14 protein-coding genes are annotated in these 15,475 nt (G+C 48.3%); 6 read left to right on the top strand and 8 right to left on the bottom strand.

Features of this window, described 5'->3' with window-relative positions; genetic code table 11:
• Positions 1 to 2: 2 nt before the first annotated feature.
• Together trmD and rplS are read left to right on the top strand one after the other, a co-directional pair.
• On the top strand, positions 3 to 716 hold the full coding sequence (trmD, locus tag E4K71_RS17475) for a tRNA (guanosine(37)-N1)-methyltransferase TrmD (RefSeq protein WP_206202014.1): 714 nt from the start codon (positions 3 to 5) through the stop codon (positions 714 to 716).
• A 50-nt stretch (positions 717 to 766) separates the two neighbouring features.
• A complete protein-coding gene (rplS, locus tag E4K71_RS17470; RefSeq protein ID WP_135081780.1) occupies positions 767 to 1,129 on the top strand; it encodes a 50S ribosomal protein L19 in 363 nt (120 codons plus the stop codon).
• A gap of 129 nt (positions 1,130 to 1,258) precedes the next feature.
• Here rplS and E4K71_RS17465 read toward each other — a convergent pair whose 3' ends face one another.
• Positions 1,259 to 1,915 (bottom strand): S24 family peptidase, encoded by a 657-nt coding sequence (locus tag E4K71_RS17465; protein WP_135081778.1) that lies wholly within the window; start codon positions 1,913 to 1,915, stop codon positions 1,259 to 1,261.
• 1,275 nt (positions 1,916 to 3,190) lie between these two features.
• Between E4K71_RS17465 and leuC the strand changes: the two genes are divergently transcribed.
• From leuC to leuB, 3 genes are all read left to right on the top strand, one after another.
• Positions 3,191 to 4,615 (top strand): 3-isopropylmalate dehydratase large subunit, encoded by a 1,425-nt coding sequence (leuC, locus tag E4K71_RS17455; RefSeq protein WP_135081774.1) that lies wholly within the window; start codon positions 3,191 to 3,193, stop codon positions 4,613 to 4,615.
• A 4-nt stretch (positions 4,616 to 4,619) separates the two neighbouring features.
• Positions 4,620 to 5,228 carry a 3-isopropylmalate dehydratase small subunit gene (gene leuD / locus E4K71_RS17450; protein ID WP_135081772.1) on the top strand — a complete coding sequence of 203 codons (609 nt, stop codon included), beginning with the start codon at positions 4,620 to 4,622 and terminating at the stop codon, positions 5,226 to 5,228.
• Between the two features lie 113 nt (positions 5,229 to 5,341).
• Positions 5,342 to 6,451 carry a 3-isopropylmalate dehydrogenase gene (gene leuB, locus E4K71_RS17445; protein ID WP_135081769.1) on the top strand — a complete coding sequence of 370 codons (1,110 nt, stop codon included), beginning with the start codon at positions 5,342 to 5,344 and terminating at the stop codon, positions 6,449 to 6,451.
• Between the two features lie 79 nt (positions 6,452 to 6,530).
• Here leuB and E4K71_RS17440 read toward each other — a convergent pair whose 3' ends face one another.
• Positions 6,531 to 7,025: a hypothetical protein gene (locus E4K71_RS17440; protein ID WP_135081767.1), complete on the bottom strand. Its 495-nt coding sequence runs from the start codon at positions 7,023 to 7,025 to the stop codon at positions 6,531 to 6,533.
• A 131-nt stretch (positions 7,026 to 7,156) separates the two neighbouring features.
• Between E4K71_RS17440 and E4K71_RS17435 the strand changes: the two genes are divergently transcribed.
• Complete coding sequence (locus tag E4K71_RS17435) at positions 7,157 to 7,885, top strand: SDR family oxidoreductase (protein ID WP_135081765.1); 729 nt, start codon at positions 7,157 to 7,159, stop codon at positions 7,883 to 7,885.
• Between the two features lie 7 nt (positions 7,886 to 7,892).
• Here E4K71_RS17435 and E4K71_RS17430 read toward each other — a convergent pair whose 3' ends face one another.
• The 6 genes from E4K71_RS17430 to E4K71_RS17405 form a co-directional block, all read right to left on the bottom strand.
• Entirely contained in the window at positions 7,893 to 8,900 is a 1,008-nt protein-coding gene (locus E4K71_RS17430) for a substrate-binding domain-containing protein (protein ID WP_135081763.1), read from the bottom strand.
• Between the two features lie 42 nt (positions 8,901 to 8,942).
• Positions 8,943 to 10,016, bottom strand: coding sequence for an HD domain-containing phosphohydrolase (locus E4K71_RS17425; RefSeq protein WP_240796846.1), 1,074 nt, complete (start codon positions 10,014 to 10,016; stop codon positions 8,943 to 8,945).
• 38 nt (positions 10,017 to 10,054) lie between these two features.
• Positions 10,055 to 11,944, bottom strand: a complete 1,890-nt coding sequence (locus E4K71_RS17420) for a PAS domain S-box protein (protein WP_135081761.1) — start codon at positions 11,942 to 11,944, stop codon at positions 10,055 to 10,057.
• 109 nt (positions 11,945 to 12,053) lie between these two features.
• A complete protein-coding gene (gene moaB / locus E4K71_RS17415) occupies positions 12,054 to 12,590 on the bottom strand; it encodes a molybdenum cofactor biosynthesis protein B (protein ID WP_135081758.1) in 537 nt (178 codons plus the stop codon).
• Between the two features lie 14 nt (positions 12,591 to 12,604).
• On the bottom strand, positions 12,605 to 14,404 hold the full coding sequence (locus E4K71_RS17410; RefSeq protein ID WP_135081756.1) for a lytic transglycosylase domain-containing protein: 1,800 nt from the start codon (positions 14,402 to 14,404) through the stop codon (positions 12,605 to 12,607).
• Between the two features lie 151 nt (positions 14,405 to 14,555).
• Complete coding sequence (locus E4K71_RS17405; RefSeq protein ID WP_135081754.1) at positions 14,556 to 15,434, bottom strand: uracil-DNA glycosylase; 879 nt, start codon at positions 15,432 to 15,434, stop codon at positions 14,556 to 14,558.
• Positions 15,435 to 15,475: the final 41 nt, after the last annotated feature.

Here is a 15,475-nt window from a genome sequence, read left to right as displayed (position 1 = left end):
TGTTGCCTTGGAACGCTTGTATTCTGACGCTTTTTCCGGACATGTTTCCCGGGATGCTCGGCCACTCTTTAGTGGGACGGGCCTTGGATGAAGGCCGCTGGTCACTGGATACCATCCAGATCCGCGACTTTGCCACCGATAAACATAATACAGTGGATGATACCCCTTGTGGCGGTGGTGCTGGAATGGTGATGCGACCCGATGTGGTGGCAGACGCACTGGAAGCGGCGCAAACCCGTTTCCCCCTGGCAAAGAAAGTGTTCTTGACCCCACGCGGCAAAACACTGACCCAAGCCAAAGTGCGCGAACTGGCCGAAGGGCCGGGGGTGATCCTGCTGTGCGGGCGCTATGAAGGCATTGATCAACGTGTTCTGGATGAACATGATGATATTGAAGAAATCAGCATTGGAGACTATGTGCTCAATGGCGGAGAATCTGCCGCAACCGTGTTGTTGGAAGCCTGTGTGCGACTGCTGCCCGGTGTGATTGGCAAAGAAGCCAGCCATGAGGACGAAAGCTTTGAAGCAGGTCTTTTGGAATATCCCCATTACACACGTCCGCGTGTGTGGCGAGGCCATGAAGTTCCAGAAACCCTGTTATCCGGCCATCACGAGAAAATCCTTGCCTGGCGAAAAAAACAGGCACAACGCATTACACAGGAACGCCGCCCCGATCTGTGGGCAGCTTACTGTGATGAAACCAAAGGAAGTGCCTGAGATCGGCACCTCTCCATTTTAGAGTTCAATCCTTTTAAAAGGTCGAGACCATGAATATTGTAGAACAACTCGGTAAAGAGCAGATCGAAAAACAGACTGCTGAACGTGAAGTCCCGAAGTTTGGCGCAGGTGACACCATCCGTGTTCAAGTTAAGGTAAAAGAAGGCAGCCGCGAGCGTCTTCAGGCATTTGAAGGCGTATGTATCGCGCGTAAAAACGACGGTATCAACTCTGCTTTCACACTGCGTAAAATCTCCTTCGGTGAAGGTGTAGAGCGCGTATTCCCGCTGTACTCCCCGAACCTGGCTGAAATCAATGTTGTACGTCGCGGTGACGTTCGCCGTGCGAAACTGTACTACCTGCGTGGCCGTACAGGTAAAGCTGCTCGTATCGCCGAGAAAAAAGACTGGTAATTTCTTCCCCCTGTTTATACAGGGGGAGACCACCTCTTTCTCGGCCTTCAGTTACTGAAGAGCCAATGTTGGACAACGCCGTTTTCCTTTGCTCACGTGTCGAGCGTAAAGGAGGCGGCGTTTCCTGTTTTAAACGGTCTTGCCAACCCAAACCACACGGCCAATTAATTGTAAATGCGGCAATTCGTCCCCTTCAATGCGATGAGGGGGATACAAGCTATTATTATCACTCACAATTTCTACGCCATTCAGGATATTGATGATCCGCTTGATATTCACCCGATCCTTAAAGGAAAAGGCAAATAACCCATCCTGGGCTTCCTGACGACTGCGATCGACCAAAACGAAATCATGATCATTCATGGTCGGTTCCATCGAATCGCCACTGACTTCCAGAACGCAGAGTTGATCAAATTCATCATGGCCGATCAAACTTTGCAGAAACTGCTTTGAAAAAGGCATATGACCGATCAGTTTTAAGCGGCTGACAATCTTGTCATCTGATACATTCAGTTCATCACTGATATGGGCAACCTGTACCGTATCACTGTTATAATCATTATGTACCCCAAGACGTAACTTTGGTTTTGAACCATTGACGAGCCAGTCGATGGTTACACCAGCTGCTTGTGCAATTGCAGAAATCCCAATAATCTTGGGCTCACTGGAACCAGCTAACCAATTTGCAAAAGTCCGTTCTGATACGCCTGACTTTTCACATAAGGCGCGGTTGCCACCACATTCTTTGGCAATTTCTTTTAGGCGAGTTTGTAGTTGATCAGTCAAGACGAGACTCCGTCAAAGTCGGAATTTGCCAGGTTTCGAAATGGGAAAAATGCACTTAATTTCAAGATCATGATAAAATCTCTAGATTTATTTTTCCCATATATGGCATACTCCTATTTGTGGGATGAAAAACCTGGTTGTATATAAAATCAATCAAAGGTTTGCATCCCAATCGTGATAGTAAGGAAACAAAAAAAAGTCGGTTGTAAACCGAGTTTAAGTTGGGGAACGAATGCCGTATTCTACGACCAGAACCTGTAATGCTCATCCGGAAGACGTGAAAGCCGCTGTTAGAAAAAAGGTTGGCTCTATGGCTGCTTTAGCCCGTCAAAATGGCGTATCCGATTCTGTCGTACGTGCCGCTTTGATACGACCTCAACCAACTGGTAATACGATTATTGCAAAATGTTTAGGTGTGCCTCTCCATAATATTTGGCCGGAGTGGTACGCTGAAGATGGTAAGCGTTTACCTCCAAAATCGTCTGACAAATCATAGACCGACTGATTCATTTTTCCAAATGAGAAAGGTCAATTTCATAAAAGAAATTGGCCTATTCTATTTTTGGTAGCCCTATTTAGGCGCAGATTCAATCAGAAATGACCGCAGACATTCAATTAAGTATCTGTTTTTATGTATTAATTTAAAATTAAAATAAAATTACATTTTACCAGTTGGTCAAAAAAGTAAGTTTCGCCCTATTTTATGATTACATTATAATATTCTTACAAAGAAAACCTGTAGCTTCCCGATTCGCTCTGCAATTCTCCCCTGACGATCCTAACAGAAACGTCCCAGAGTGCAAATGGTCCTCTTTTCTCCATTGTCTGCCCTACACCCCCTTTTCTCTAAGTCAAAAAAAGATAAGGCTCCATCAAACGGGCCAGACTTAGGGTCAGGACCTATTAATTTACTGAGTTTGGCGGCGCTAAAAATAAAGGTGGATTAGGCATGAAACTCGCCGCAGTACCTTCCACTGCAAGAGTTTTATAACGCGAGCCACCTTTATTTTTAGCCCGTCCCTTCGGGATTTGTGGAAAATGACGCAAAGGCCACGTCAATGACTTTTGAAAGAGAATACTCTTCCTGCAAGCCATTTCCTTGCCTTGCGACATTTTTTACAAACCAAACGCAATAAATTAATAGCTCCTGACCCTAGAGAAAAGGGCTGTAATCTGTAAAAGTGCGTGACCTTTTGCTCTAAAAATTCTATAGAAAGGGCACATTTCTTACATGTACAGAAATAAATCCCTCTACTCATTCGGAGAAGAACGACAATGGGCAACCCCCGCACACTCTTTGACAAGATCTGGGACAACCATTTGATCGAAACTCAAGAAGACGGCACCAGCCTGATCTTCATCGATCGCCACATGGTTCATGAAGTAACCTCCCCGCAGGCTTTTGAGGGCCTTCGTATGGCGGGTCGCAAGGTTCGCCACCCGGAACTCACACTCGCTGTTGCAGATCACAACGTCCCGACATCTGACCGTTCCAACGGTATTGTGATTACAAACGAAGAATCCCGTGTTCAAGTTGAAGCACTTGAAAACAACGTGAAGGAATTTGACGTTCCTTACTTCGCAATGGACGATATTCGTCAAGGCGTTGTGCACATTGTTGGTCCTGAGCAAGGCTTTACCCTGCCCGGTGCCACAATCGTTTGTGGTGATTCCCACACGGCAACACACGGTGCTTTTGGTTCACTGGCCTTTGGGATCGGTACCTCTGAAGTAGAGCATGTTCTCGCCACACAAACCTTGTTGCAGAAAAAATCCAAAAACATGGAAGTCCGTGTTGAAGGTGCCCTGCCAGAAGGCGTCACGGCCAAGGATTTGGTTCTCGCCATCATCGGTAAAATCGGTACAGCGGGCGGTACAGGCGCTGTTATTGAATTTACAGGTCAGGCGGTTATGGATCTATCCATGGAAGGCCGTATGACGGTTTGTAACATGGCGATTGAAGGTGGCGCACGTGCGGGCCTGATCGCAGTTGATGACAAGACAATTGATTATGTTCGTGGCCGCCCGATGGCCCCGAAAGCGGCTGCTTTTGAAGCGGCTGAAAAATACTGGCGCACGCTGGTGTCTGATGAAGGTGCGGTTTATGACGAAACTGTCATCATCAAAGCAGACGAGCTGGTCCCCTACGTGACTTGGGGCACAAGCCCGGAAGATGCGCTGCCGATCAACGCCACTGTTCCTTCCCCGGCTGATGCCCGTGATGAAGGTAAAGCAGGCGCGATTGAACGTGCGCTGAACTACATGGGTCTGGAAGCAGGCACACCACTGAATGAAATTGAAGTCACACGCGTCTTCATCGGTTCTTGCACAAACGGCCGTATCGAAGATTTACGTGCTGCTGCTGCTGTGGCCAAAGGTCGCAAGGTTGCGGAAGGCATGAATGCGATGGTTGTTCCCGGTTCTGGTCTGGTGAAAGAAATCGCTGAAGAAGAAGGTCTGGATCAAGTCTTTATCGAAGCTGGTTTTGACTGGCGCGAAGCGGGTTGTTCCATGTGTCTGGCCATGAATGATGATCGCCTGAGCCCAGGTGAGCGTTGTGCCTCCACATCCAACCGTAACTTCGAAGGCCGCCAAGGCCGTGATTCCCGCACACATCTGGTCAGCCCGGCCATGGCTGCTGCGGCTGCCATCACAGGCAAACTGACAGATGTTCGCGAACTGTTGAAAGAGGGGAACTAAGAGAATGGAAAAGTTCACCAAACTGACTGGTATTGCTGCGCCAATGCCGTTGATCAACATCGACACCGATATGATCATTCCAAAACTGTTCCTCAAAACCATCAAACGTTCCGGTCTGGGTGCCAACCTGTTTGACGAAATGCGTTTCAATCAGGACGGTTCTGAAAAAGCAGACTTCATTTTGAACCAGGCCCCTTATCGCAAAGCCCAAATCATTGTAGCGGGCGATAACTTTGGCTGTGGTTCTTCACGTGAGCATGCCCCATGGGCGATTGCGGATTTCGGTATTCGCTGCATCATTTCCACAAGCTTTGCTGACATCTTCCACAACAACTGCTTCAAGAACGGTATCCTGCCGATCAAACTTGAAAAAGCAGATGTTGACCGTTTGATGGAACATGCCGGTAACGGTGAAAATGCCACCATCACCATCGATCTGGAAAACCAGAAAATCGAAGGTGTAGGCGATGCGATTGAGTTCAACGTTGATCCATTCCGCAAGCACTGCCTGCTGGAAGGTCTCGACGATGTGGGTCTGACCCTGCAAAAGAAAGACAAGATTGAGTCTTTCGAAGAGAGCTATAAGCAATCCATGCCATGGATGGCACGTTAATTCTGACAATACATAAAAAGAGTGTCGTCCTCGCGAAAGCGGGGACCTCTTTTTTTCAGTCTCACAAAAGTCCCCGCATACGCGAGGATGACGAATAGATAAGGTATTTATTTATGTCTGACGCTAAAAATATTTTGTTCCTGCCGGGTGACGGCATTGGTCCGGAAGTTATGGGCCAAGTTAAGAAAATCATGGAATGGCTGGCAAAAAACCGTTCTGCAAACTTTAACATCACAGACGGTCTTGTCGGTGGCGCTTGCTACGAAGCTCACAAATGTGCGGTAACGGATGAAACAGTTGCTGATGCCATGGCAGCCGACGCTGTGATGCTCGGCGCTGTGGGTGGCCCGAAATGGGACAATGTTGAACGCCATGCCCGCCCGGAAGCGGGTCTTCTGCGTCTGCGCAAGGAAATGGACCTGTTTGCCAACCTGCGCCCGGCGATGGTTTTTGATGCGCTTGTGGATGCCTCTACACTGAAAGACGAAGTTGTACGCGGTCTGGATATCATGATCATGCGTGAACTGACCTCTGGCGTTTACTTCGGTGAGCCGCGCGGTGTTGAAGAACTGCCCGGTGGTGGTCGCAAAGGTTTCGATACACAGGTTTACACAGATGCTGAGATCATCCGTGCAGCAGACGTTGCCTTCGACCTGGCGAAAAAACGTGGCAACAAAGTTCACTCTGTTGAAAAAGCCAACGTGATGGAATCCGGTAAATTCTGGCGTGAGATCGTTACCAAGCACCACGCGGCAAACTATGCTGACGTAACGCTTGAGCATATGTATGCCGATAACTGTGCCATGCAGCTGGTGCGTAACCCGAAACAGTTTGACGTGATCCTGACAGACAACCTGTTTGGTGATCTGCTGTCTGATTGTGCAGCTATGCTGACTGGTTCCCTGGGCATGCTGCCCTCTGCCTCTTTGTCCGGTAAGGACGAAAACGGCAAGGTACGCGCCATGTACGAACCCGTACACGGTTCTGCCCCGGATATCGCCGGCCAAGACCTGGCGAACCCTCTGGCAACCATCCTGTCTTTCTCCATGTGTCTGCGTTACAGCTTCGACATGGCGGCAGAAGCAGACCTGCTGGACCAAGGCGTTCAAAACGTACTGGCAAGCGGTGTGCGTACAGGCGACATCATGCAAGACGGCATGACACAAATCGGTTGTACAGCCATGGGCGATGCCTTGATTGCTGAGCTGGACAAACTGGTTTAATCCAGCCCTGATCTTCATATAAAAAAGGCCCGGTGGGAATGATCCACCGGGCCTTTTTTTATTGGCAACACAGTCTTTTTTAAATCTTGCGGCCCATGGCGCGTAACATTTCTTCCGCATTTTGCCATGCTTCCCGAATCGCTTCATCAGACTTGTCTGTATGACCATCGGCAAAATATCTGACCAGCGCATCGGCCAAAGTGCGCAAACAATCCTGTTGTTCTTGAGGTAAAGAGCTTTCCCCATCCGCAGAACGGATCAACAGACGGCACAGCTGCTCAAATGCTTCTTCAACGGTGTCGGTCCCACTGGCGACATCAAACACATGACACAACATGGAGAAGCGGCTGGCAGCGCGACGCTGTAATGTATAGGCATCATGTAAACCAACACGTTCTTGCAGGTGTACTTTTTCTTCTGTCAGGCGTTGGATTTCATCCTGATCTTCGCCTTCCATCGTCTTGTTGAATTCAAATTCAAGACGCATCACTTCGACTTCGGTACGTCTGACTTCTTCTGCAGCCCAATCGAGTTCTCGTTTAATTTCAGCAATTAAATGCTTATCAGTAGACATTATTGTTATCCCGTTCGTTGCCTTTTCGCAGTAGCATAACAGACTCAATAATAAAAATCATTACGATTGCTAAGACTAATTGTATGAAATAGGTTTATGCAAACGTAGTAATAAAGATATATAGGCTAAACATGACAAACCTTCAGGCAAAGACAATTATAATTACAGGGGCAAGCAGTGGACTGGGCGAAGCCATGGCCCGTAAGTTTGCTCCCTTGGGAGCCAACCTTGTTTTAGGGGCCAGACGAAAAGAAAAACTTGAGACGCTGGCCGATGAACTTGGTGAAAACTGCCGCACACTGGTTTGTGATGTCTCACATCCAGAAGAGGTCGAAGCCCTTGCCCAAATGGCCTTAAAGGAATTTGGCCGTATTGATGTATTGATCAACAATGCGGGCGTCATGCCTCTTTCCTTTTTCAACGAGAAAAAGCTGGATGAATGGAACCGCATGATTGATGTCAATATCCGGGGCGTCCTGCATGGTATTGCCGCTGTGATTGACACCATGCATGAACAAAAATCCGGCCATATCATCAATATCGCCTCTGTCGCCGGGCATGTGGTGACACCGACCTCCGGGGTTTATGCCGCAACGAAATTTGCCGTGCGCGCCATTTCTGAAGGCTTGCGTCAAGAATCACGTGGCTACCTGCGCACCACCATTATTTCCCCCGGTGCCGTGACCTCAGAACTAACCCAATCTATCGGCAATGAAAAAATCGCCAAAGGAGTGGAAAAGCTTTACGAAGATGCCATTGATAGCAAAGCCATCGCCAATGCCTGTCTGTACGCCATCGAACAACCCGAAGAGGTCGATGTGAACGAGATTATCGTTCGCCCGACCAAACAGATGCTTTAAGAAAATCTCACTGTAAAGACAGATTCAAAACCCGTGGGCCTGCATTTTTATTGAGGAGAGGGATCAATCCTTTTTCGACCAAATATCCCTCTTCCCCAATCGCTTGCTCGCTTAAGAACTCATCAAGATAGTCCTGAATATTGGGCAGGACCTTGATATGTTCATTTTTCACATACAAGAACAAGGGACGACTCAAGGGATAGGTCGCATCCAAAATGGTCTCAAAAGACGGAGCAATTGCATTGACCGATAACGGTTTAATCAGGTTTTCACGCCGCATAGCCGCATTATAGCCCAAAATACCGATCGCTTGCGCGTTGTTGTTAAGGCGACGCACAATCAGGTCGTCGTCTTCCCCTGCATCAATATAATGACCATCATCACGTAAATCGCCACACAGCCTTTTATCAATATCAGGTTGCTGCAACAATTGGCGGCATGCCTTAAGCATCACCTCTTCAACAAACACATCACGCGTCCCTGATGTCGGGGGTGGCCCAAAGACCTGAATAGGCTGCTCCGGTAACGCCGGGTCGATATGATTCCATTTTGTATGAGGGTTATTTACCCATTGACCATCAATGGGTAATTTCCGCGCCAGTGCCTTGAAGAGAATCTTCTGACTAATTTCAAAAGGCTGTGCATGACGTGCAACAGCCAGAATAATCCCATCCCAGCCGATCATCACTTCGCCGATAGACGTAATTTTATGATCGACACACTTATGGACTTCGGAAATTTTCATACGGCGTGAGGCGGTCACAATATCAGGGTGCTGTTTCCCAATTCCGGCACAAAACATCTTAATCCCGCCACCGGAACCTGTGGATTCCACAACAGGAGACGCAATCCCCGTCTTGCGATGATATTTTTCCGCCACATAGGCTGAAAAAGGAAAAACAGTCGAAGACCCGACAATCCGAATAGATTTACGAAATTCATTATTCGCTGCTGTCTCAACCGAAGGCATAATGAGTACTGCAAAAAACAATACCCAGCCCCAAAAACGTAACATGGTGGCTCAAAAGTCCTAAATTCTTGAAAATTTGCCCGGATACTACTCTTGTTCGTCCGGGTGTTCCAGACGCAATGAACAAATTTCAGGAATTATTTCGATAAATTGGACAACTAAGCGGGGGTCGAAATGGCTCCCGGCATTTTCTTGAAGATATGTGAGTGCGTCCTCAATACTCCAAGCCTTTTTATAGGGACGTTCTGATGTCAGCGCATCAAACACATCACAAATAGCCGAAATGCGCCCGGAAATCGGAATTTCTTCACCTGACAAACCGTGTGGATAGCCACTGCCGTCCCATTTTTCATGATGCGTCTGTGCAATTTCGCGGGCCAAAGACAACATATCACTGTCAAATTCGCCAATAATATCCACACCAATTTCCACATGGCGTTTCATAATCAAACGTTCATCTTCATCCAAACGGCCCGGTTTCAATAAGATGTCATCGGGAATGCCAATTTTCCCCACATCATGCATGGGGCTTGCCTGCAAAATCAGCTCAGAAAATATTTCCCCCAAACCTGCCCGAAGGGCGAGCAATTTACAGCTTTTGCTCATGCGGACCACATGGGCCCCGGTTTCATTATCCCGATATTCCCCCGCACGCCCCAAACGACGCACGACTTCAAGCTGGGTCTCGTGAATTTGACGCGTGCGTTTTTGAACCTGAATTTCCAGCTCATCTGCCCGACCCCGTTGATTATTGTAGAAAATGCGGGTTTCCAACAGATTATGGATACGTTGAAAAACTTCCCAAGGCTGAAACGGTTTGGTCAAAAAGTCCCGCGCCCCTGCAGCCAAGGCTTTTTTATGGGTTTCAATATCCGTTTGTGCTGTCAGGACCAGAATTGGCAAATAATCATCCTCACCAACGACCTCCCTCAACGCTTCCATCACCTCAAGCCCATCCATGAAGGGCATACGGATATCCAGCAAGACCATATCAATCTGGCGGCTTTGATAAATATTGAGAACCTCGCGGGAATCCGTCGTTGAAATGACATTTCCATAGCCCTCTTCTTCAAGAAGCTGCTCAAGCAACATGACATTTGCCGGTTTGTCATCCACCACCAGAATGCAGCAGTCCAGGACCTTTTGTTTCATTTCATTCATATCGGCGCGCCTAAAATTTTATCATTTTTATATAGAGACTAAGCAATCGGCATCCTGACCCAGAATGTTGTCCCCTCACCGGGAATACTGTCAAAACCGATCATCCCATTCATTGCTTCAACCAATTGTTTTGTCAGGGTCAGACCGATCCCTGTCCCTTCAATTTGTGAACGTTCAGCCCCCAAGCGATTAAAAGGGGTAAAAATTTGGTCATGCTGGCTAGGGTCAATCCCCTGCCCGTCATCACTAATGGATATTTCAACCCAACTTGCATCGACCTTTTTCAGCTCCAAATGAACAAACCCGCCAACCTCATTATATTTAATGGCGTTGCTCAGCAAATTAATCAAAATCTGCTTTAATCGCATTCGATCCACCTGCAAACGATCAATCAAGGGGTCCGCAAAAACCAGATTGATCTTTTTTTCCAAAGCCAAAGGTTCCGTCAGGTCGCGACATTCCGCCAAGACCGGGGCCATTTCAACAGGCTCAATAGATAAGGCCAAGCGCCCGGCCTCAATACGGGCCAGATCCAGCACTTCATTAATGAGTTCCATCAAATGGTTCCCGGCCGTGACAATTTGATTGACCTGTCCTTGCTGACGTTCTGACAAAGGGTGCCTTCCACTCATCGCCAAAAGCTGGGCGAACCCTAAAATGGCATTTAGTGGTGTCCTAAGTTCATGGCTCATGCGCGATAAAAATTCCGACTTTGCCTTATTGGCCCCATCTGCCAGTTTTTTCGCCTCATGCAATTCTTCTTCCCGGTGCTGTTTTTCCGTAACATCATGGATCACACCGACCATGCGTATGGCCCTATGTTCGGCATTGCGGACCACATCGCCTTGTTCATGGACCCAACGCACCGTCCCATCGGGCCAGACGACCCGATGTTCACTATCAAAACGCACCCCTTGTTTGAGACATTGCAACAAGGCGGCTTTTACTTTCTCCAGATCTTCAGGATAAATCCAGTCCACCAGACGCTCGCTGCGGAGTTCCTCCCCGTCATTCATCCGTCCCAAAATGGGAAAAACCTGATCTGACCAATAGAGTTTGCCATCTGCAATATGCCAGTCCCACGTCCCGATTTTGCCAAATTTCTGGCTCATACGCAGACGTTCCTGACTTCGCCTTAAGGCTTGCTCGGCTTGAAGCTGCTTTGAAATATCACGCACGGCCCCAATGAAATATTTTCCATCCGGTAAATTGACTTCTGAAACAGACAGGTTCATTTCAAATGTACTGTCATCGGAACGTTTCCCCATAACTGTACGCCCGATACCCACCACACGGGCCTCTCCCGTTTCCAGATAACGGGCCAAAAAATCATCATGTCTGCTGGCAAAAGGTTCCGGCATCAGGCAGGAAATATTTTTCCCCACGACCTGATCAGGGTGATATCCAAATATTTTTTCTGCCGCTTTATTAAAGTCATGAATGGTCCCACGGCAATCAATGGTGATGATACCTTCCAAAACAGTTTCAAAAATAGTGCGGTGACGTAATTCACTTTCACGCAAAGAACGCTCAGTTGCCTTTAATTCAGTGATATCGCTAAGATATCCAACCAGCCCGTCAAACCCGCCTGCTTCATTTTGCAGACTGCGCACTTCATCCATAACCCAGATGTAGTCACCATCTTTTTTGCGCAGACGGTATTCATGCACCTGATGTCCCGTATCAAAAAGGGATTGGATCTCTTTTTGAACACGTTTTTGGTCGTCTGGATGAATGATCTCCAAACGGAAAATGCTATTTTCTGTGAAATCAGCGGGCTGCCAGCCACTTAAATCCGTAATATTGGGACTGATGTAATTAATGCCATAGTCCCAATATTCCTCGCAGTGATACATCACTGCTGGCCCACGTTCCAAAATGGCCCGTATGCGTTGGTCACTTTGCCCCTGTTGATTATGATCCGGCACGCGCCTATTGCCTATTTCTGATTATTCCCTACCGAACATCAGAGTATAAATGCAATATCTGGCAGCTTACAACGCTTATGACACCAGAAGTAAAATAAGATTATTTCACTTAACCTAAATGTTCATTCAGGCGCGGCATCAGTTCCACAAAATTACAGGGACGTGTGCGTGCATCCAGCTGATGAACCAAGATATCGTCCCAGGCATCTTTCACCGCCCCGCTGGAACCTGGCAGTGCAAACATATAGGTCGCATTGGCAAGCCCTGCCATGGCACGGGACTGGATGGTCGATGTTTTGATTTTTTGATAAGAGATCATGCGGAAAATCTCGCCAAAACCGGGGATTTCCTTTTCAATCACCATTTTAAAAGCTTCCGGTGTCACATCACGCCCTGTCACCCCTGTGCCACCCGTGGTGATCACCACGTCGATTTCCGGATTGTTAGACCATGTGCGCAACTGTTCTGCCAACGCCTCACAATCATCTTTCAAAATCAACCGTTCAAAGACTTTATGGCCAGCCCCTTCGATACGCCCGGCCAAGGTATCGCCGGATTTATCATTTTCAAATGTGCGCGTATCAGAAACCGTGATGATGGCGATATTGAGCGACTGGAACGCACGTTCCCCATGAATTTGTGACATTGTTCTTTATTTCCTTAATTGCGGGCCAGCTCAATTGAGGCTGGATCCTGTTCTTTATAGATCGGCCACGCACCTGATGCAATTGCGTCTAAAGTCGGAGCCTCTTGCCCCATACGGTCGCGATAAATCCAGAAATTGGTCAGCACCCGCTCAATAAAGATACGTGTTTCACGCGAAGGAATGCTCTCGATAAACAATAGCGGGTCATCCTGATACTTCACACCGCGTTTCCATTTATTCAGGTTCCCCGGCCCCACATTCCAGGCCGCTGTCATATGGAACAAATCGCCATTAATATGGCGTTCTTGCAACAACATTTTGATGTATCGCTGACCCAGCCCAATATTGGTTTCCGGTTCAAAAATCTTTTTGCTCCACCGCATACGGCGATCACGTGCCACAAAACTGGCCGTCCCCGGCATCAATTGCATTAGCCCCTTGGCCCCGGCATAGGATTTTGCCTTGGGATTAAAACCCGATTCTTGACGCATCAGGGCAAAAATCAAGGCGCGATCCACCTTATAGCCTTTTTTCGGTTGCCATTTGGGCAGTGGGTACAACGCACTGTCAGGCACCTCGACCCCTTTGCGCGCCAACTGAGACGCCAAACGCATGGAAAAAGACGGCATATTGGCCCGCATGGCCACATTCAACATGGCAACCCGCGCCTTATCATCGGCCTTGGCATAAGCTTTGCGGAATTCTTTTTCCGCCATTTCATCTTGCCCCACCTGTAACAGGGCCAGTGCGCGACGCCCGGCACGCTGCGTCTGCAAGGAAGACAAAGCCTTGGTATCAATATTGGGGATGCGCCAGTCAAAGACGGTTTCATACCCCAAAGAGCGATTCGCCAACTGCCCATAGAACGTACGTGGATAAGACGCCGCCTTGACCAGCCATTCATTCACCTTTTCCGGCTGACGTTCCAGCAAATAAGAACGTGCTGCCCAATAGGCCCCGGCAGAAATCATCCAGTCAGAAGAATAATGGGAATGGGTGATTTTTTCAAAATGCATCGCCGCATGGACCAAATCCCCCATCCGCCAGGAGGCCAGACCAGCAATCCAATGCGCTGTGGGGATATATTTACCGGACCGTTTCACCGCCTTGTTCGCCCATTCATAAGCCCATTTATCCAACCCATCGGCATAATAGCCTGCCGCCAGCCATGTGCGGGCCTGATCAATTTGGCCGGGGTGCAACAGCTGATGCACTTCGCGAGTGCGCAGCAGGTTTTTAACGGATTTGGTCCAGCCCTTGCGGGTATAATAGCGCATCTTGCGGGTATAGCTGGCGGCCTTGCGTGCCTTGGCCTTACTTAAACGTTTGCGCGGGGCATAGACTTTATCAGCATGGCCTGTGGCATCATAACCGGACCCACTCAGATATTGCCCAGTTGGACGTTTCGGTGCCAAGGCATTTTTCGGGCGGCGTTTTTTCGCCAGCTTGTAAATCTGTTTGGCTTGTGGATGATCATGGTATTTCACTAACCAGCGGCGCAGCTCTTTATAGCGCGACCGATATTTGGTTGGATGCAAATATCGCTGGGCCTGCACATGGCCCATCAGCGTGCGGTCCGTGATCTTGGCAATCAGCTTATCAGCCTTTTTCCAATGACCTTTTTCCTGAAGGCGAAAAACTTGCTGATATAGCGCCAGATTGGTTTCATCCAATTGCTGAACGGCTTCCAGCTCATAAACAGAATCTTCAACAAGGGCGGCAAGTTGCACATTTTCGCCATGGACCACGGGAGCGCAAAACAGTCCCGTTGCAAGCCCGACTGCAAAAACAGCGCTTTTGATTCTGGATACCATATCTATTAAGCAAGCCTATATTAAAACACTATATCTTGTTATTTACAAAATATCGCCTTAACACATTGATATTAAAAGGCAAATACTCTGTCCCCAACGTTTAGGCAACAAAATAACCGATTTTGCCAAAAACCGCAAGTTTCTGCGGAATTTATAACGTTTCCAGCTTTTCAACGATGGACAACAAGTCCCCCCAGGCCCGTCTTTTTTGTGCCGGGGAGCGTAATAAATAGGCGGGATGAAACAAGGCTGTGGCCTGCACCGGGCGTGATAGCCCCGGTGTGGCATGGGTAAACCACCGCCCGCGCAAACGTGAAATCCCGTCATGAACCCCCAACACAGCCTTAGCCGCCGCCCCGCCTAACATCACGATCATTTTTGGGTCAACCAGTTCGATATGACGTTCCACAAAGGGCAGGCAAACAGCGATCTCGCTTAAGGTCGGGTTACGGTTGCCCGGTGGTCGCCAGAACAAAACATTGGAAATATAGATTTTGGAGCGATCCCCAACTTCATCTTCCAACCCGCAAGAATGCAGCATTTTATCCAGCAATTTCCCACTTGCCCCGACAAACGGCACGCCTTGGCGGTCCTCGTCTGCGCCGGGGGCTTCACCGATAAACATAATATCCGCCTTGGGATTACCATCGGCAAAGACCGTATTCATGGCCGTCTTTTTCAAATGACATCCCTCAAAGGACAAGACCGCCTCGCGCAACTCTTCAACCGACTGGGCTTTGCGCGCCATTTCCACAGCACTATGCACCATCTCATCTGTGGCTTGCACCTGCTGTTGTGCAACAGGAGCCGGTTTTCCCATCATAGGGGCACGAGGTCCACCCTGTTGAGCCTGTTGGGCCTGTTGCACCTGAGCTGCTGCTTTTTTGCGTTCCAAAAGCTCAGCCGTAGCCGCATATCGGTCAACGGATTCGTCACCAATTGTTTCATCCACCCCCATCTCCAGATACCATTTTAAGAGGCTTTCTGGGTTGAACGGGTCAGAAAATGTGCTGTCAGATTGCTGGTTCATAGGTTTTACCTAGCAAAATTTAGAATATTTGAACAGAAAGG

The sequence above is a fragment of the Terasakiella sp. SH-1 genome (assembly GCF_004564135.1).
Taxonomy (GTDB): Bacteria; Pseudomonadota; Alphaproteobacteria; order Rhodospirillales; family Terasakiellaceae; genus Terasakiella.
This window is presented reverse-complemented; position numbering and strand designations above follow the sequence as displayed.